Origin of the sequence: Lentzea atacamensis (assembly GCF_003269295.1) — a bacterium.
Lineage (GTDB): Bacteria > Actinomycetota > Actinomycetes > Mycobacteriales > Pseudonocardiaceae > Lentzea > Lentzea atacamensis.
Genome location: NZ_QLTT01000013.1, coordinates 138,574 through 154,553 on the forward strand (window position 1 = coordinate 138,574; position 15,980 = coordinate 154,553).

16 protein-coding genes are annotated in these 15,980 nt (G+C 69.9%); 8 read left to right on the forward strand and 8 right to left on the reverse strand.

Features of this window, described 5'->3' with window-relative positions; genetic code table 11:
- Positions 1 to 8: 8 nt before the first annotated feature.
- Positions 9 to 299: a hypothetical protein gene (locus C8D87_RS40740; protein WP_109637812.1), complete on the reverse strand. Its 291-nt coding sequence runs from the start codon at positions 297 to 299 to the stop codon at positions 9 to 11.
- Between the two features lie 53 nt (positions 300 to 352).
- Between C8D87_RS40740 and C8D87_RS46530 the strand changes: the two genes are divergently transcribed.
- A complete protein-coding gene (locus C8D87_RS46530; protein ID WP_170154993.1) occupies positions 353 to 505 on the forward strand; it encodes a hypothetical protein in 153 nt (50 codons plus the stop codon).
- 287 nt (positions 506 to 792) lie between these two features.
- On the opposite strand, the gene C8D87_RS40745 is transcribed toward C8D87_RS46530, so the two are convergent.
- Positions 793 to 1,335, reverse strand: a complete 543-nt coding sequence (locus C8D87_RS40745) for a MerR family transcriptional regulator (protein ID WP_112231575.1) — start codon at positions 1,333 to 1,335, stop codon at positions 793 to 795.
- A 129-nt stretch (positions 1,336 to 1,464) separates the two neighbouring features.
- Between C8D87_RS40745 and C8D87_RS40750 the strand changes: the two genes are divergently transcribed.
- Positions 1,465 to 1,911 (forward strand): hypothetical protein, encoded by a 447-nt coding sequence (locus C8D87_RS40750; protein ID WP_112231577.1) that lies wholly within the window; start codon positions 1,465 to 1,467, stop codon positions 1,909 to 1,911.
- 29 nt (positions 1,912 to 1,940) lie between these two features.
- Here the strand turns inward: C8D87_RS40750 and C8D87_RS40755 are convergent, their stop codons facing one another.
- Positions 1,941 to 3,533: a PucR family transcriptional regulator gene (locus tag C8D87_RS40755; RefSeq protein ID WP_109637815.1), complete on the reverse strand. Its 1,593-nt coding sequence runs from the start codon at positions 3,531 to 3,533 to the stop codon at positions 1,941 to 1,943.
- Positions 3,534 to 3,641: 108 nt separating this feature from the next.
- On the opposite strand from C8D87_RS40755, the gene C8D87_RS40760 reads away from it, so the two are divergent.
- Genes C8D87_RS40760 through C8D87_RS40770 form a run of 3 tightly spaced genes read left to right on the forward strand, consistent with a single transcriptional unit; the run spans position 3,642 to position 7,064 of the window.
- Complete coding sequence (locus C8D87_RS40760) at positions 3,642 to 4,925, forward strand: aspartate aminotransferase family protein (protein ID WP_109637816.1); 1,284 nt, start codon at positions 3,642 to 3,644, stop codon at positions 4,923 to 4,925.
- The gene (locus tag C8D87_RS40765) at positions 4,922 to 6,403 is read left to right on the forward strand and encodes a CoA-acylating methylmalonate-semialdehyde dehydrogenase (RefSeq protein WP_109637817.1); all 1,482 of its coding nucleotides are present in this window, start codon (positions 4,922 to 4,924) and stop codon (positions 6,401 to 6,403) included. Before C8D87_RS40760 ends, C8D87_RS40765 begins: the two co-directional genes overlap by 4 nt.
- A gap of 22 nt (positions 6,404 to 6,425) precedes the next feature.
- Positions 6,426 to 7,064, forward strand: a complete 639-nt coding sequence (locus C8D87_RS40770) for a class I SAM-dependent methyltransferase (protein ID WP_109637818.1) — start codon at positions 6,426 to 6,428, stop codon at positions 7,062 to 7,064.
- Here C8D87_RS40770 and C8D87_RS40775 read toward each other — a convergent pair.
- Positions 7,019 to 9,076: an elongation factor G-like protein EF-G2 gene (locus C8D87_RS40775; RefSeq protein WP_109637979.1), complete on the reverse strand. Its 2,058-nt coding sequence runs from the start codon at positions 9,074 to 9,076 to the stop codon at positions 7,019 to 7,021. The two genes, C8D87_RS40770 and C8D87_RS40775, sit on opposite strands and share 46 nt — an antisense overlap.
- Before the next feature lie 206 nt (positions 9,077 to 9,282).
- Here C8D87_RS40775 and pdxS point away from each other — a divergent pair, with 206 nt between their 5' ends.
- Positions 9,283 to 10,215, forward strand: a complete 933-nt coding sequence (pdxS, locus tag C8D87_RS40780; RefSeq protein ID WP_109637819.1) for a pyridoxal 5'-phosphate synthase lyase subunit PdxS — start codon at positions 9,283 to 9,285, stop codon at positions 10,213 to 10,215.
- A gap of 55 nt (positions 10,216 to 10,270) precedes the next feature.
- Here pdxS and C8D87_RS40785 read toward each other — a convergent pair whose 3' ends face one another.
- The gene (locus C8D87_RS40785) at positions 10,271 to 10,531 is read right to left on the reverse strand and encodes a hypothetical protein (protein ID WP_109637820.1); all 261 of its coding nucleotides are present in this window, start codon (positions 10,529 to 10,531) and stop codon (positions 10,271 to 10,273) included.
- 82 nt (positions 10,532 to 10,613) lie between these two features.
- On the opposite strand from C8D87_RS40785, the gene C8D87_RS40790 reads away from it, so the two are divergent.
- A complete protein-coding gene (locus tag C8D87_RS40790) occupies positions 10,614 to 11,498 on the forward strand; it encodes a hypothetical protein (RefSeq protein WP_112231579.1) in 885 nt (294 codons plus the stop codon).
- Between the two features lie 5 nt (positions 11,499 to 11,503).
- Here the strand turns inward: C8D87_RS40790 and C8D87_RS40795 are convergent, their stop codons facing one another.
- From C8D87_RS40795 to helR, 3 genes are all read right to left on the reverse strand, one after another.
- Entirely contained in the window at positions 11,504 to 11,908 is a 405-nt protein-coding gene (locus C8D87_RS40795; protein ID WP_112231581.1) for a type II toxin-antitoxin system VapC family toxin, read from the reverse strand.
- Complete coding sequence (locus tag C8D87_RS40800; protein WP_146772025.1) at positions 11,905 to 12,159, reverse strand: hypothetical protein; 255 nt, start codon at positions 12,157 to 12,159, stop codon at positions 11,905 to 11,907. Before C8D87_RS40800 ends, C8D87_RS40795 begins: the two co-directional genes overlap by 4 nt.
- Positions 12,160 to 12,230: 71 nt before the next feature.
- A complete protein-coding gene (gene helR, locus C8D87_RS40805; RefSeq protein WP_233442521.1) occupies positions 12,231 to 14,414 on the reverse strand; it encodes an RNA polymerase recycling motor ATPase HelR in 2,184 nt (727 codons plus the stop codon).
- Between the two features lie 234 nt (positions 14,415 to 14,648).
- Here helR and C8D87_RS40810 point away from each other — a divergent pair, with 234 nt between their 5' ends.
- Entirely contained in the window at positions 14,649 to 15,941 is a 1,293-nt protein-coding gene (locus tag C8D87_RS40810; RefSeq protein WP_170166764.1) for an FG-GAP repeat domain-containing protein, read from the forward strand.
- The last annotated feature ends 39 nt before the right edge of the window (positions 15,942 to 15,980 follow it).

Here is a 15,980-nt window from a genome sequence, read left to right on the forward strand (position 1 = left end):
CCCCAGTTCTACCGAGTCGGCGCCGAACCCACCTGTGAATTGAGTCCACGCTTGCGCAGCGCGATCAGTCGTCCGGTGAGCACGGCGAAGAACGCGAGGAACACCAAGGCCCCGTTGGCGCCGCGGCTGCGCGGATCGCTGGGGTCTGCGAACAGTTCGGTGGTGAACCCGAACAGCCACAGCGCGGACGCGCATCCGGTCAGGACGGCGAGCGCGTTGGTCGACAGTGCGATGAGGGTGCTCGGCGTCGCCTTGCCGAGAACGAGGTGGAGCAGGTGCACGACGCGCCGGCCGGACACCCCCGGACCAGAAGACGATCACGGTGCCGCCCAGCACGAGGATCGCGACGTCGATGAGGAGCCGTACCGCGATGTTCGTTCCCGCCGCGACCGCGTCGTCGGCGGCGGCGATCGCGGTGGAGCAGATCAGCAACGGGAGCAGCGCGACGAACCACCTGCCGATGTGCGGCCAGACCCGCGAGGGCTGCCGGACGGGGCCGGGGTGAACGACGTAGGCGGTGGGCTGCGGAGCAGGCGTGGTCACGTTGTAGTGGTGCAGCCCGCCTTGGACCGATCCGGCCTGGAAGACCGGCCCGGTCACGGTGCTGTTCTCGATGCTGTTCCGGACGTCAGGCGACTGGTCCGGCGAGGGCGGTTGTGCCACGCGAGGTCCCCGTGCTCGTGGCGGGAAGCCGCAATCCTAGGGGACCAGCGTTTGCGGCAAAACGTTTGGCGACTCGCGGGTCACCGGGTGGCGCGTGCCTGGTTCACGTAGTCCACCAGACCGTCGTCCTCAGGCCACTCGATCTGCTCCTGATCGCGGACCTGTTCTCCTCCCACGACCGCTGCGCCGCCGCCTGGATCGCCGGGTCGCCCCCCCCGTGGACTTCGTGCCGAGCGCGTCCCACCGCCGCGACAGCTCGGCGACGCGCGGGTCGGCCAGCTGGTCGGCGGTGAAGTAGCTCTCGTACACGGACATCAATTCCAAAGTGGACAGAAGTGACTCTGCGGTGTGCCCGTCGAGCAGCGCGGCGATCCGCGACCGCAGTGTCTCCACCTGCCGGGCCTGCGTGGTCAGAGCGGCGAGTTGCGCCTCGAAGACCGGGCGCAGCGAGTCCGATCGGGACAGTGCCGATCGGATCTCTTCCAGGGAAAGGCCTACCTGCCGCAGCGATCTCACCTGATAGAGGTGGCGAACGGCCTCCGGGGTGTACCGACGGTGACCGGATGCCGTGCGCTCGGACGCGACGACAAGGCCGATCTCGTCGTGGTGGTAGAGCGTGCGGACGGTCAGTCCGCTTGCTTTGGCCAGGTCACCAATGTTCCAACGGGTCACACGACGACCGTAGGACCTCCCGTCGCGTCAGGTTCAAGTCCTCAACACCCGATCGAGCGGATCAACCGGCGAACCAAACCAGCCGATGAATACGAAGATCGGTCCCCCCAAACCAGATTGAGGAAAACTGTGTCTCGTTCCGGACTGTTCCGTGCCGCCGCTCTGCTCGCCGCTGGTGCCGCCCCGTTGCTCGCGGGCTCGGCCAGCGCCGTCGAGGCGCCCGCCCTGGGCGGTGGCGTTCCCGAGGTCGGCGCGGACAAGCTGCTCGACGCCACGAAGCACGCCAACCCGCTCGACTCCGTGGGCGGGCTGCAGCTCGGCCACATCCAGGCGCCGGTCGCCGGCGACGTGCAGACCCCCGTGGCCCCCCGGGTTCCGGCCGCGCAGGAGCGCAGCGTGCCGAACCCGCTCGCGGCCGAGCTCGGCACCCTCCCGGCGCTGCCGAACGCCGAGGGGCTGGTCGGCAACGCGCAGGTCGGCGGCCTGAAGGCCCCGAGCCTCTCCGACCTGCCCACCAACGGCGTCGTGCCGAACCCGAACGTCCTGTCGGGCACGCTGCCGACGATCAACGGCTGAGTGTCACGCTGAAAATGGGCTCGTGCTCGTCACGGGCCCATTTCGTGCACCAACAGAGCTACGTACAGCGACAGCACTGACTCCGGGTCCTCCAGCGACACGCCCAGGACCTGCTCGATCCGCGCCAGCTGCTGGTAGTAGGCGGTGCGGGAGAGGTGGGCCGCCACCGCCGCCGCCGACTTGTTGCCGCCGTTCTCGCACAGGCACCGCAACAGCTCGACCAGCCGCGAACCCTGAGCGGAATCGCGCGCCAGCAACGGTCCCAGCTCGCGGTCCGCGAACGCCCGCACCCGCTCGTCCTCGCGCAGCAGGTGCAGCAGCCCTCGCAGCCGCACGTCGTCCAACCGGTGGTAGAGCTGGGATCCCGGCGCCCGCAACGCCGCACCGGCCACGTGGGCGGCCTCGCCCAGCGAGCGGCGAACGTCCGTTGTGGACGTCACGGTCGTGCCCACGGCGATCACCACGGTCGACGCCGCCGTGCGGTGGATCTCGCGCGCGACCTTGCGCAGGACCCCTTCCACCCCCACGGTCATCGGCACCGACAGCAGCGCGCGCACCGACGTGTCGTCCACGACGCCGACCAGCGCCGCGACGGTCACCCGCCGTCCCGCCAGCGCCGTCGCCTCCGCCAGATCACGCAGGACCTCTTGTGTCGCAAGCGTCTGCCCGAGCTGCACGGACACGGGCCGGATCGCCACGCCGATCAGCTGCCGCCGTTCCAGCGGCACCCCCAGCGCCGCCGCGCGAGCGCCGAGATCGGGTGCCTGCGGGGACTGGCCGAGGAGCTGGGCCAGCAGAGTTCGGTGGGTCTGCCGTTCGAGCGACTCCCGGTCACGCGCCACGAGCCGGTGCACGGCGAGCGCGGAAGCCGCCCGCTCCGCGACGACCACGTGCCGGTGCGGCGGCGGCTCCGGCGACACCAGGACCAACCGTCCCCAGTCCGCGCCGCGTGCCCCGACGATCGTGATCAGCCAGCCGGACCCGGAGTGGTACGCGGTCCGCTCGGTCACCGTGACCGCCCGCGAGCGCGCCGCCCAGTCGTCGAGCAGCAGAACAGGATCGTGGCCCGCCGCGTCGTAGGCCAGCACGTCGTGGCCCAGCGTCTCCAGCACGACGGGCAGCCCGGACGTCCGCGCCACCTCGCGCAGCACCTCGGCGGGCTCGGCACCGGCCACGGTCAGCGCGGTGAACGTCTCGTGCACCTGTTCCGCGGCCCGCAGCTCGGCCAGCTGGGCGTCCACGATCAGGCCGACGACCGCCTCGGTCACGGCCACGTACTTCGTCTCCTCGGACAGCGTGACCAGCGGTAACCCGTGTCGTTCCGCCGCGGTGACCAGCGCCGCCGGCACGTCGTCGCGCCAGCGCCGGCCCAGCTCGACGACCAGCCCTGCGCAGCCGACGGCAGCGAGCTCCTCGATGTACCGGGCGAGGCCGGACTCGGGCAGCATCACGCCGGTCGTGAGCACCAGCTCGCCGCCGCGCAGCAGTGGCGCGATGTCTGCGATCTCCGCCACATGCACCCAGCGGACCCGTCGCGACAGTCCGGCCGATCCAGCCACCAAGCGCGGCTTTCCCTGCCGGATCACCGGGAGAGCGACCACTTCGGCGACAGTCGGATACATGGACACAACGTAATGCCAACCAGCCGATCCGGGTACAGGTTGTGCATGGCGGCGAACCGGGCGCCACAGCAGACTCCGAGGACAGGCGTAAGACCCCTGGAGGACGTGATGGCCCACAAAGAGCTGCTGGCACGACACCGCGCGGTCATGCCGAAGTGGCTGGCCCTCTACTACGACGAGCCCATCGAGATCGCGAGCGCCAGCGGGCGCCGGGTGACCGACCGCGAGGGCACGACCTACCTGGACTTCTTCGCGGGCATCCTGACCAACGCCATCGGCTACGACGTCGCGGAGATCAGCGACGCGATCCGCTCCCAGCTCGACACCGGCGTGCTGCACAGCTCGACGCTGTACCTGATCAAGAACCAGATCGAGCTCGCCGAGAAGATCGCCGAGCTGTCGGGCATTCCAGACGCCAAGGTCTTCTTCACGAACTCGGGCACCGAGGCCAACGAGACCGCGCTGATGCTCGCCACGCAGGCCCGCCGCAGCGAACAGGTGCTGGCCCTGCGCAACAGCTACCACGGCCGGGCGTTCGCCACGATCGCCATCACGGGCAACCGCGGCTGGTCCGCGTCCGCGCTGTCACCGATCAAGGTCAGCTGGGTGCACGGCGGCTACCGCTACCGCAGCCCCTTCAAGGCGATGGACGACAAGGAGTACATCAAGGCCTGCGTCGACGACCTGCGCGAGATCATCGAGACCACCACGTCCGGCGACGTCGCGTGCATGATCGCCGAGCCGATCCAGGGCGTCGGCGGGTTCACCTCGCCGCCCGACGGCCTGTTCCGCGCGTTCAAGGACGTCCTGGACGAGTACGGCATCCTCTTCATCTCCGACGAGGTGCAGACCGGCTGGGGCCGCACCGGCGAGCACTTCTGGGGCATCCAGGCGCACGACGTGGTGCCGGACGCGATGACGTTCGCCAAGGGCCTCGGCAACGGCCTCGCGATCGGCGGCGTCGTCGCCCGCGGCGACCTGATGGACGTGATCAACGCCAACTCGATCTCCACGTTCGGCGGCAACCCCGTCTCGACCGCGGGTGCGCTGGCCACCGTGAACTACCTGCTGGACCACGACCTGCAGGCCAACGCGGCCAAGCTCGGTTCGCGGCTGCTCGGCGGGTTGCGCGAGCTCGCGGAGAAGCACCCGGTCATCGGTGACGTGCGGGGCAAGGGCCTGATGATCGGCATCGAGTTCGTCGGGCCGGAGGGCGAGCCGAACCCCGGTGCCGCGACGACGGTGCTCAACGAGTCGAAGGCGCGCGGGCTGCTCGTCGGCAAGGGCGGCCTGTACGGCAACGTGATCCGGCTGGCGCCCCCGATGACGCTGACGGAGGACGAGGCCGAGGAGGCGCTGGGCGTCCTCGCTCAGGCGGTGGAGCGCGCATGATCAAGCACTGGATCAACGGCAAGCACTGGGAAGACGCCCCTGAGCGCGCCGGTGACGTCTACGACCCCGCGACCGGCAAGGTGGCGAACCAGGTCGCGTTCGCCTCGGTGTCCGAAGTGGACGCCGCCGTCTCCGCGGCCGCGGAAGCGTTTGCGTCGTGGCGCAACGCCTCGCTGGCGCAGCGCTCGACGGTGATGTTCAAGTTCCGCGAGCTGCTGAACGCGCGCAAGGGTGATCTCGCCGCGATCGTCTCGGCGGAGCACGGCAAGGTGGTGTCGGACGCGGGCGGCGAGATCCAGCGCGCGCTGGAGTCCGTCGAGTACGCGTGCGGGATCCCGCAGCTGCTCAAGGGCGGGTTCAGCGAGAACGCCTCGACGCGCGTGGACGTCTACTCGATCCAGCAGCCGGTCGGCGTGGTCGGCGTGATCTCGCCGTTCAACTTCCCGGCGATGGTGCCGCTGTGGTTCGTGCCGACGGCGATCGCCTGCGGCAACGCGGTGGTGCTCAAGCCGTCGGAGAAGGACCCGTCTGCGTCGATCTTCATCGCCGAGCTGTTCGCGGAGGCCGGGCTGCCCGGCGGCGTGCTGAACGTCGTGCACGGCGACAAGGTGGCCGTGGATCGGCTGCTGGAGCACCCGGTGGTGAAGGCGATCTCGTTCGTCGGTTCCACGCCGATCGCCCGATACGTCTACGAGACCGGCACCGCGCACGGCAAGCGCGTGCAGGCCCTGGGCGGCGCCAAGAACCACATGGTCGTGCTGCCCGACGCCGACCTCGACCTCGCCGCGGACGCCGCGGTGTCCGCCGGCTTCGGCTCGGCGGGGGAGCGGTGCATGGCCATCTCGGTGGTCGTGGCCGTCGGCCCGGTCGGCGACGAGCTGGTCTCCAAGATCAAGTCCCGGATCGCCGACGTGCAGGTGGGTTCCGGGCCGTCGTGCGAGATGGGCCCGCTCGTCACCGGCGCGCACCGGGACAAGGTCACGTCCTATTTGGACGCCGGCGTCGAGGCGGGCGCCTCGCTCGTCGTGGACGGCCGCAACCACCCGATCGACGGCGACGCGAGCGGGTTCTGGCTCGGGCCGACGCTGTTCGACCACGTCGGCACGGACATGACGATCTACACCGACGAGATCTTCGGGCCGGTGCTGTCGGTGGTGCGCTGCGACTCGTACGAGGAAGCCGTCGAGCTGGTGAACAGCAACCGGTACGGCAACGGCACCGCCATCTTCACCAATGACGGCGGTGCCGCCCGCCGGTTCCAGAACGAGATCGAGGTCGGCATGGTCGGCGTGAACGTGCCGATCCCCGTGCCGGTGGCCTACTACTCGTTCGGCGGCTGGAAGGAATCGCTGTTCGGCGACTCGCACGCGTACGGCCCGCACGGCGTGCACTTCTTCACCCGTTCCAAGGTGATCACCTCCCGCTGGCTGGACCCGTCGCACGGAGGCGTGAACCTGGGATTCCCGCAGAACACCTGAGGAACGGTGCAAGGATGGCCGCATGACCGTCCGGCACTCCTACGACGTCGTGGCTGCGCGGTACGCCGCCGAACTGGGTGACGAGCTCGCGGGCAAGCCGCTGGACCGTGCGCTGCTCGACGCACTCGCCGAGCTGGCGGACGGTCCGGTGCTCGACGTCGGCTGCGGACCGGGCCACGTCGCCGGGTACCTCGCCGGGCGCGTGCCCGTCGTCGGTGTCGACCTGTCACCGCAGATGTGCGCGCACGCCTCGGTTCCGGTGTGCGCGGGCGACATGACGGCGCTGCCGTTCCGTTCCCACTCGGTGTCCGCGCTCGTCTGTCTGTACGCGGTGATCCACCTCGACGCGGCGGAACGGACGGCGGCCTACGCGGAGTTCGCCCGTGTGTTGCGACCAGGCGGGCACGCGCTGATCGCGTTTCACGTGCGTGACGCGGAAACGCAAGCGGGCGAAGAGAAAACGCTCACGCAGTGGTGGGGGAACGAGGTCGAGCTGACCTTCCGGTTCCTCGACCCGGACGCGGAGACACGCGCGTTGGCGGAGGCGGGCCTCACCGTGACGGCCCGCCTCGACCGCGCCCCCGATCCGCGGGTCGAGCACCCGAGTGATCGGTGCTACTTGCTCGCGCGGGCCGCCAGCGCCTCCGGCAACGGGTCGTAGCGGGAGAAGCGGCGCGTGAACGTGCCGGTGCCCGACGTCATCGCGCGCAGCTCGATCGCGTACCGGAGCAGCTCGGACGACGGCACCTCCGCCCTGATCACGGTCCGCCCGCCCTCGTCGGCCTCGGTGCCGAGCACCCGTCCACGCCGTCCGGACAGGTCGCCCAGCACGGTGCCCAGGTGCTCGTCCGGCAGCCGGATCGCGACCTCGTCCATCGGCTCCAGCAAGACGGTCCGCCCGTTGGCCGCGGCTTCCTTCAACGCCAGCGCGCCCGCGGTCTGGAACGCCGCGTCCGACGAGTCGACCGAGTGGGCCTTGCCGTCGACCAGGGTGACCCGGACGTCGACCACCGGTGTGCCGTCGTGCAGGCCCTTCTCCAGCTGGGCGCGCACGCCCTTCTCGACGGAGGGGATGAACTGGTTCGGGATCGCACCGCCGACGATCTTGTCGACGAACTCGAAGCCGGAGCCGCGGGGGAGGGGTTCGACGACGATGTCGCACACGGCGTACTGGCCGTGACCTCCAGATTGCTTGACGTGCCGGCCGTGGCCTTTCGCCGGTCCCGCAAAGGTTTCCCGCAACGCCACGCGCACCGGTTCGGTGTCGATCTCCGCGCCGCCCGCCCGCAGCCTCGCCAGCACGACGTCGGCGTGCGCCTCGCCCATGCACCACAGCACCATCTGGTGCGTCTCGGCGTTGCGGTCCAGGCGCAGTGTCGGGTCGCTCGCGACCAGGCGGTTGAGGTTGCGGGCCAGGTTGTCCTCGTCGCTGCGGGTGCGCGGGACGACCGCGACGGGCAGCAGGGGCTCCGGCATGTCCCACGGGGCCATCAGGAGGGGTTTCTCGGGGGCGGAGACGGTGTCGCCGGTTTCGGCGGTGGTCAGCTTCGTCAACGCGCACAGGTCGCCGGCCACGCAGTAGGGGACCTCGCGGAGGTTGGCGCCCAGCGGCGAGTAGATGTGGGCCACGCGTTCGTCGGCGTCGTGGTCCTCGTGACCCCGGTCGGACATGCCGTGGCCGGACACGTGCACCGGGCGTTCCGGGCGCAGCGTGCCGGAGAAGACGCGGACCAGGGACACGCGGCCCACGTAGGAGTCGACCGCTGTGCGGACGACCTCGGCGACCAGCGGACCGGCCGGGTCGGCGGCCATGCGGGGCTGGGGGATGCCGTCCACCGATGTCACGGAGGGGACTTCGTGCTCCAGCGGGGAGGGGAACGCGCGCGCGATGCCGTCCAGCAGTTCGGTGAGGCCCATGCCCGTCGCGGCGCAGACCGGCATCACCGGGTGGAAGGAGCCGCGTGCGACAGCGGTCTCCAGGTCGGCGATGAGGGTGTCCTGGTCGATGTCCTCGCCCGCCAGGTAGCGGTCCATGAGGGTCTCGTCCTCGCTCTCGGCGATGATGCCCTCGATCAGCGCCGCCCGTTCGTCCGGGTAGTTGTCGCCCTGGGTGAGGAGACCGACGAGCTGGTCGCCCTCCTGCATGTACAGCGGCACGACTCCAGCTCCGAACGCGGCCTGGCAGGCCATGATCTCGTTCATCACGTCGGCGCGGTGGTGGTCGGTGCGGGTGATGATCACGGCGCGGGGCATGCTCACCTGGGCGCACTCTTCCCACAGCGCGATGGTGGCCGCGTCCACGCCCTCGAAGGCGTTGACAACAAAAAGGGCCGCGTCCGCGGCCCGTAGTCCTGCCCTCAGTTCGCCCACGAAGTCGACGTATCCGGGGGTGTCGATGAGATTGATCTTGATGTCGCCGTGCTGGATCGGGGCTACTGCGAGGCCTACCGATCGTTGTTGTCGGACCGCCGCCGGATCGTGGTCGCAGACGGTCGTGCCCTCGGTGACCGATCCCGCTCGGGTCAGGACGCCGGTGGCTGCTAGCAGGGCTTCGGTGAGCGTCGTCTTGCCCGCGCCGGACGGGCCCACGAGCACGACGTTGCGGACCTTGGCCGGGTCGTCCACAGCGACCGCGCCTGCCGGTGTCCCGTTGTCGGAGTGCTTGCTTCCCATTGCTACCTCCGTCAAGTCGTAGTGTTCGATCTCACACCCGTTCACCTCCCGGTACAAGTGGGAGACCCCGACTGGACGCGGCCACGTTCACGAGGCCGTTTGACGAAGGTGGGAGTGACAGGGCTCACGACCTGCGGTTGATCGCGAAGTGGCCTTCTGATTCCAGGCTCCAGTGGCTTGGGTGAGGGGGCCACACCAGACGTAGGATGGGTTCACCGAAACTTCCCCTCGTGAAAGGTTGGCCCGTGAGCACTGATCAGGTCACTGGCACCGCCCGCGTCAAGCGAGGCATGGCAGAGATGCTCAAGGGCGGCGTGATCATGGACGTGGTCGACGCCACTCAGGCGAAGATCGCGGAGGACGCCGGCGCCGTCGCCGTCATGGCGCTCGAGCGCGTGCCCGCCGACATCCGCGCGCAGGGCGGCGTCGCCCGCATGAGCGACCCCGACCTGATCGACGGGATCATCAACGCCGTCTCCATCCCCGTGATGGCCAAGGCTCGCATCGGCCACTTCGTCGAGGCCCAGGTCCTCGCCTCGCTGGGCGTCGACTACATCGACGAGTCCGAGGTGCTGACCCCGGCCGACTACGCCAACCACATCGACAAGTGGGCGTTCACCGTGCCTTTCGTGTGCGGTGCGACGAACCTCGGCGAGGCCCTGCGCCGCATCACCGAGGGCGCGGCGATGATCCGCTCCAAGGGCGAGGCCGGCACCGGTGACGTCTCCAACGCCACCACGCACATGCGCAAGATCCGCCAGGAGATCCGCCGCCTGCAGAACCTCCCCGAGGACGAGCTGTACGTCGCCGCCAAGGAGCTCCAGGCGCCGTACGAGCTGGTCAAGGAGGTCGCGCAGAACGGCAAGCTCCCGGTGGTGCTCTTCACCGCCGGTGGCATCGCGACCCCGGCCGACGCCGCGATGATGATGCAGCTCGGCGCCGAGGGCGTGTTCGTCGGTTCCGGCATCTTCAAGTCAGGCAACCCGGCCCAGCGCGCCGAGGCCATCGTGAAGGCCACGACCTTCTACGACGACCCGGACGTCATCGCCAAGGTCTCGCGCGGCCTGGGCGAGGCCATGGTCGGCATCAACGTCGACGACATCCCCGAGCCGCACCGCCTGGCCGAGCGCGGCTGGTAACTCCCTTTCCGCGACGAAAGGCGCATCGCGTTCGCGCGGTGCGCCTTTCGTCGTCCTATGTGGACAGCAGGAAGATCGCGGCGCCCAGCAGCAACGCGAACACCGCGAGCACGACGACGAGCGTCACGCCCGCGCCCGCCTGTCGGGGTGCCACGGGGATGGCCGGCTCCGGCACCTCGTAGCTGCCGATCGGCCGGGTGGCGCCGGTGGGCGGTCGCGGTTGCTCAGGGCCCTGCGAGAAGGCGGAGAACGGATCCGCGTGCTGCGCGTACAGGTCGCGCTCGTGGAACGGCTCGTTCGGTGGTTTGGTCATCATGTCCCCCCAGACTCGATGGTTCGAGCGTAACCGGAGACGCGTTCTCCCGGCGCGGGAGTTGTTCTCCTGTCATGATCGGCACATGGCCGGGGGACTTCGCGCGTTTGCGCTGGTTGTGGCGTTGCTGGCGACCGTGACGGCATGCGGGCGCAGCAGCGAGGAGATCGCGAGGTTGCGCCAGGCGGTCGAGGCCGAGATGGCCAATGCACCGTTGCCGCCGGGCGCCCAGCTTCTGCACGGGCGGTTCGACAAGGGCTGCCGCGACTTCTGGGAGTGCGCCGACGGCCCGGACCGGCCCGCGGTCTACGAGGCCGACCTCTACCTGGGCAGGCCCCTCTCCGGTCCGGCGAGCATGTGCGCGTACTTCGTCACGATGCTGCGCCAGGCCGGCTTCCAGCTGTTCGGGAAGTGGGACAACGCGTGGTTCGCGATCAACGCGGGTGACTGCGCCGCCGGGCATCCCGGCAACGGCGTCGTGATGAGGAACAACGGCAGCCCGTTCAGCGACAAGGCGACGCTCGAGTTCACGCTGCTCGACGGAGGCAGGGTGGCGCCGAGGTACGAGCTCACCTACCGGCGTCCCGTCGAGGTGGAGCGGTCCGACGTCCGCCTGACGCGTTCGATGATCGCGCACCTCCGCAACGAGCTCGATCGCGAGTTCGTGCTGGCGGCCGACCCCGTGACCGACGGGATCGCCAGCAGCCGCACCACGGGCCGGCAGTGGACGGTGGATCCGAGCACGACCTCGTTGCGGTTCGAGGTCACGTGCGACCAGCAGCGCGAGGTCGAGCTGACGGCCAGGGATCCCGTCATCACCGGTCAGGACATCCGCACGGGGCAGCGCACCGTGCCGTGCACCGGCGCCGCCACCGTGATCGACATTCCGGTGTCCCTCAAGGGGGACAAGGCATTCGTCGCTGTCAGCGCGGACCAGCCGTACCTGGTCAGGTTCGTCTCGGCCGGCTGACCCGGTCAGGACATCGGGTACAGCTCGACCTCGGCCTTGTGCCCGGACGCGCCCGCGAGCCGGGCATCGCAGGTGACGAGCGGCACGTCCAGCTCCTCGGCGAGCGCGAGGTAGAGCGCGTCGTAGGCCGAGGCCGCGTGCCGCAGCTCCCACGCCTTCCTGGCCAGCGGGACGTGGTCGATCAACGCGATCGGCACGTCGAGCAGGTTGCCGAGGGCTTCCTCCGCCTGCTCGTCGGTGATCAAGCCCCGATGCGCGAGCTTGCGCAGCACGTGCAACGACTCCGCGGTCAGCAGCTGCGGTGCTGCCGAGGTGCTCGTGAGGAGTCGTTGCACGAGCTTGCGGTCGGGGTCCGCGCCGATCAGGAACTCCATCAGCGCGGACGTGTCCACGACGGCGGTGAAGCTCACTCGTCGTCCTCGCGGAGGTCGCGGACGGCGCTCACGATGGTGGCACGGTCCACGCCCCAGTCGCGCCGGCGTGACCGCTCGTACAGCTCGGTCATCGACGGCTTCCTGGCCAGCTCGACCAGGTGGTTGCGCAGGTACGTCGTCAGCGACAACCCGGCCTTGGCGGCCCGTGCCTGGAGGACGTCCACGACGTCACCGGGCACCTCGCGGATCTGGACCGCGCGGTACGGCAGGTCGCTCGGCTCACTCATGCGCACCACGTTACCCTCGATGCGTGCAATCTGCATGCACCCATCGTGGCTGTGCTTCCCCGCCTATGCAATTACACGATCGTGCGGTCCGAAACCTTCGCGGTGAGGCCCGCGAGGGCGGCGGGCAGCGGTTCGTGGTGCAGCACGCCGAGCCGTTGCGTGGCACGGGTCAGCGCCACGTACAGCTCAGCCGCACCACGCGGCCCGTCGGCCAGGATCCGTTCCGGCGCGACGACGAGCACCGAGTCGTACTCCAGGCCCTTGGTCTCGGAGGCGGGCACCGTGCCGGGCACACCGGGCGGCCCGATCACGACGCTGGTGCCTTCCTCCGATGCCTCGGCGAGCACGAACTCCTCGATCGCCGCGGGCAGCTCGGCGGTGGTGACCTGGCGGGCCCACGGCTCGACACCGTTGGCACGAACGGATTCCGGTGCCCGCACGTCCGGTGCGAACTCGGCGAGCACCTGCGCGGCGACCGCCATGATCTCGGCGGGCGTGCGGTAGTTGACCGTCAGCGACCGGTACTCCCAGCGGCCCGGCACGTACGGGTCGAGCATCTCGCCCCACGACGTGGCGCCCGCCGGCGAACGGCGCTGGGCCAGGTCGCCCACCACCGTGAACGAACGGCCGGGGCAGCGCCGCATCAGCACGCGCCAGTCCATTTCGGACAGTTCCTGGGCCTCGTCGACCACCACGTGCCGGTAGGTCCAGCCGCGGTCGGCGGAGGCGCGTTCGACGAGGGTGCGGGTGTCGTGCTCGTCGAAGCGGTCGGCCAGGTCCTCCGCGAACATCAGGTCCGTGGCGAACAGGTGGTCCTCGTCGTCCATGTGGTCCTGGCGGCCGACGAGGCTGTCCAGCACCTCGGCGGCGTACCGGGCCTCTGCCTGCCGTTCGGCCGTGGCGGCCTGGGCGGCGGCCTGCTCGGTGCCGTCGCGGCCCAGCAGTTCGTGCAGCTCGTCGAGCAGCGGCACGTCCGGCACCGTCCACGCCTCGCCGTCGGCGCGGTACAGCGACGGGTCGGCGCCGGCCGCCGCAAGGCGTTCGGGAGACGAGTAGAGCGAGGCCAGCAGCTGCTGAGGGGTCAGCACGGGCCACATCTCGTCCAGCGCCGAGGCGAACGCCTCGTCGTCCGCGAGCTCCTTGACCAGGCCGGACCGCATGTCCTCCCAGCCCTGGCGGTCGGACCGGGACAGCCAGCCCTTGCCGATCCGGCCGAGCGCTCGTTCGGTCAGGACGTACGTGATGATCTCGGTGAACACCTTGCGGGCCTCGTTGTGCGGCAGGCCGCTGTCGCGCGCCTCCTGCCGCGCCCACTCGGCGACGTCGGCGTTGATCTGGACCACGACGTCCTTCATCGTGATCGGGATCGGCGATGACGGCAGCCGCTGCCGGTCGGCCACCGCCGACTTCAGCACGTCCACCATCTTCAGCGAGCCCTTGAGCCGCGTGACGTCCGGCGTGTCCTCCAGGACGACGTCGAGCCCCGGCAGCAGACCGCCCGCGGTGGCGAACACCACGTCGGACTCGCCGAGCGACGGCAGCACGCGGCCGATGTGGTTGAGGAACGCGGGATTCGGGCCGACGACGAGGACGCCGTGCCGTTCCATGCGCTCTCGTTGCGTGTACATCAGATAGGCGACGCGGTGCAGCGCCACGACGGTCTTGCCGGTGCCGGGGCCGCCCTCGATCACCAGCACACCGGGGTGGTCGAGCCGGATGATCGCGTCCTGCTCGGCCTGGATGGTCGCCACGATGTCGCGCATGCCCGCGCCGCGCGGCGCGTTCAACGCCGCGAGCAGCGCCACGTCCCCGCGTTCGTCGCCGAGTTTGCCGAACACCTCGTCGGTGAAACCGGTCACGGCACGGCGGCGGGCGTGGAACTGGCGGCGCCTGCTCATGCCCTCCGGCTGCGCGCCGGTGGCGGTGTAGAACGGGCGCGCGGCTGGTGCACGCCAGTCGAGCAGCACCGGTTCGAACTCGTTGTCCTCGTCGAACAGGCCGATCCTGCCGATGTAGGACGTCTCGCCGTCGAGGCTGTCCAGCCGTCCGAAGCACAGCCCGTAGTCGGCCACGTTCAGCCGCTTCATCTCGCGGTGCCGGGCCCGCACCTCGTTGTCCCGCTCCATGACGGTCTCGCCGGTGCCACCCAGCGCTGACTGGTACGCGGCTTTCACCCGCGCCCGTTCGGCATCGAGCCGTGCGTAGAGACCGGCGACGTAGTCGCGTTCGGACCGCAGTTCTTCTTCGTACCCCACGTGCTCCCCACAGCGCCTGTGAACTGGCATAGGGCGATGAGTCTGAGGCACGCACCGGGCCTTGTGGCAAGGCCCCCCGCCTGCTATACGTTCAAGTGGGAAGGAGCGGAGGTCCGCTCCTTTTTTGTTTTCCAGGTCCCCCGGTGCGTGTGGAGCGCGTGTAGAGGCCGTGTAGCCCGTCTCCCCAGGCTGAGCGTCATCCACTCGACAGGGGAGATACCGACCGTGAAGAGGATGTTCGTAGCGCTCAGCGCTGCCGTGATGACGTTGGCGGCACTTCAGCTGCCCGCGGAGGCCGCACCACCGACGCCCGCCTTCGGCCCGGCGATCGACAGATACGCCACCTACGTCGGCCAGACGACCTGCGACCCGGACGCGAAGCCCGGCGTCATCGGGTTCCGCGACCTGCTCAAGGCCGAGTACGGGCGCGCCGACCTCGGCATGGTCCGCGCGTGCGACAGCGGCGGGCAGAGCGAGCACAAGGAGGGCCGCGCGCTCGACTACCCGTTCAACGCCTTCAACTCCGGCCAGGCGGCGGAGGCCAGGGACATCATCAACTGGCTGCTCGCCACCGACCAGCACGGCAACACCCACGCACTGGCCCGCCGCTTCGGCATCATGTACATGATCTGGGACCACAAGATCTGGAAGGCGTACGAGGCGTCGAAGGGCTGGCAATCCTACAGCGGCGCGAGCCCGCACACCGACCACATCCACTTCAGCTTCAGCTGGGCCGGCGCCCGCAAGCAGACGACGTGGTGGACGGCGGCGCGCAGCCTGTCCGCGGAGAGCGTGAACGGCGACCGCTACGACGACGTGCTCGCGGTCGGCCCCGACAACACCATGCGCCTCTACCCCGGCACGTCCAGCGGAACGTTCGGCGGCTCGAGCGAGGTCGGCCCCGGCTGGTCGTCGTCGTTCAACCGCATCGGCGTCGGTGACACCAACGCCGACGGTTTCGCGGACATCCTCGCCACGGACACCGGCGGCGCGCTGCACTACTGGCACAACTCCGGCCGCGGCACGTTCACCAAGCTCGCCAACTCCGGCTCCGGCTGGGAGACGCTGGAGTGGTTCGCGGTGCTGGACGTCAACGGCGACAACAGGGCCGACGTCGTGGGCCGCGACGGCGGCCGGCTGTACTGGTACCCCGGCGAGGGCTCCGGCAAGTTCTCGCAGCGCCTCTTCATCGGCGAAGGCTGGGCCACGTACCCGAAGTTCGCGGGCGGTGACGCCGACGGCGACGGTGACGGCGACCTGTGGGCGACGAACGCCGACGGCGAGCTGTGGTTCTGGGAGGGCAACGGCAACGGCACGTTCTCCAGCGGGCGCCAGGTCGGGGCGGGCTGGAACGGCTTCGCCCCGATCAACGTGCTGGACGTGAACGGTGACGCGAAGGCCGACGTCGTGGCGGTGCGGTCGAGCGACGCGACGTTGTGGCGGTGGACAGGACAGGGCGACGGCACGTTCGCCACGGCCGCGCAGGTCGGGTCCGGGTGGAGCGGCTTCCGCCCTGCTCACCACTAGAAAATTCGCGAGCGGCACGTTCCTGCGGCCGGTCATCAT

Excerpts from the sequence above, each read along its gene's own strand:
- C8D87_RS46530 (WP_170154993.1), top strand. The coding sequence starts at position 353 with ATGAGGAGCCGTACCGCGATGTTCGTTCCCGCCGCGACCGCGTCGTCG.
- C8D87_RS40755 (WP_109637815.1), bottom strand. The coding sequence starts at position 3,533 with ATGTATCCGACTGTCGCCGAAGTGGTCGCTCTCCCGGTGATCCGGCAG.
- C8D87_RS40760 (WP_109637816.1), top strand. The coding sequence starts at position 3,642 with ATGGCCCACAAAGAGCTGCTGGCACGACACCGCGCGGTCATGCCGAAG.
- C8D87_RS40765 (WP_109637817.1), top strand. The coding sequence starts at position 4,922 with ATGATCAAGCACTGGATCAACGGCAAGCACTGGGAAGACGCCCCTGAG.
- C8D87_RS40770 (WP_109637818.1), top strand. The coding sequence starts at position 6,426 with ATGACCGTCCGGCACTCCTACGACGTCGTGGCTGCGCGGTACGCCGCC.
- C8D87_RS40775 (WP_109637979.1), bottom strand. The coding sequence starts at position 9,076 with ATGGGAAGCAAGCACTCCGACAACGGGACACCGGCAGGCGCGGTCGCT.
- pdxS (WP_109637819.1), top strand. The coding sequence starts at position 9,283 with ATGGGTTCACCGAAACTTCCCCTCGTGAAAGGTTGGCCCGTGAGCACT.
- C8D87_RS40785 (WP_109637820.1), bottom strand. The coding sequence starts at position 10,531 with ATGATGACCAAACCACCGAACGAGCCGTTCCACGAGCGCGACCTGTAC.
- C8D87_RS40790 (WP_112231579.1), top strand. The coding sequence starts at position 10,614 with ATGGCCGGGGGACTTCGCGCGTTTGCGCTGGTTGTGGCGTTGCTGGCG.
- C8D87_RS40800 (WP_146772025.1), bottom strand. The coding sequence starts at position 12,159 with ATGAGTGAGCCGAGCGACCTGCCGTACCGCGCGGTCCAGATCCGCGAG.
- C8D87_RS40810 (WP_170166764.1), top strand. The coding sequence starts at position 14,649 with ATGTTCGTAGCGCTCAGCGCTGCCGTGATGACGTTGGCGGCACTTCAG.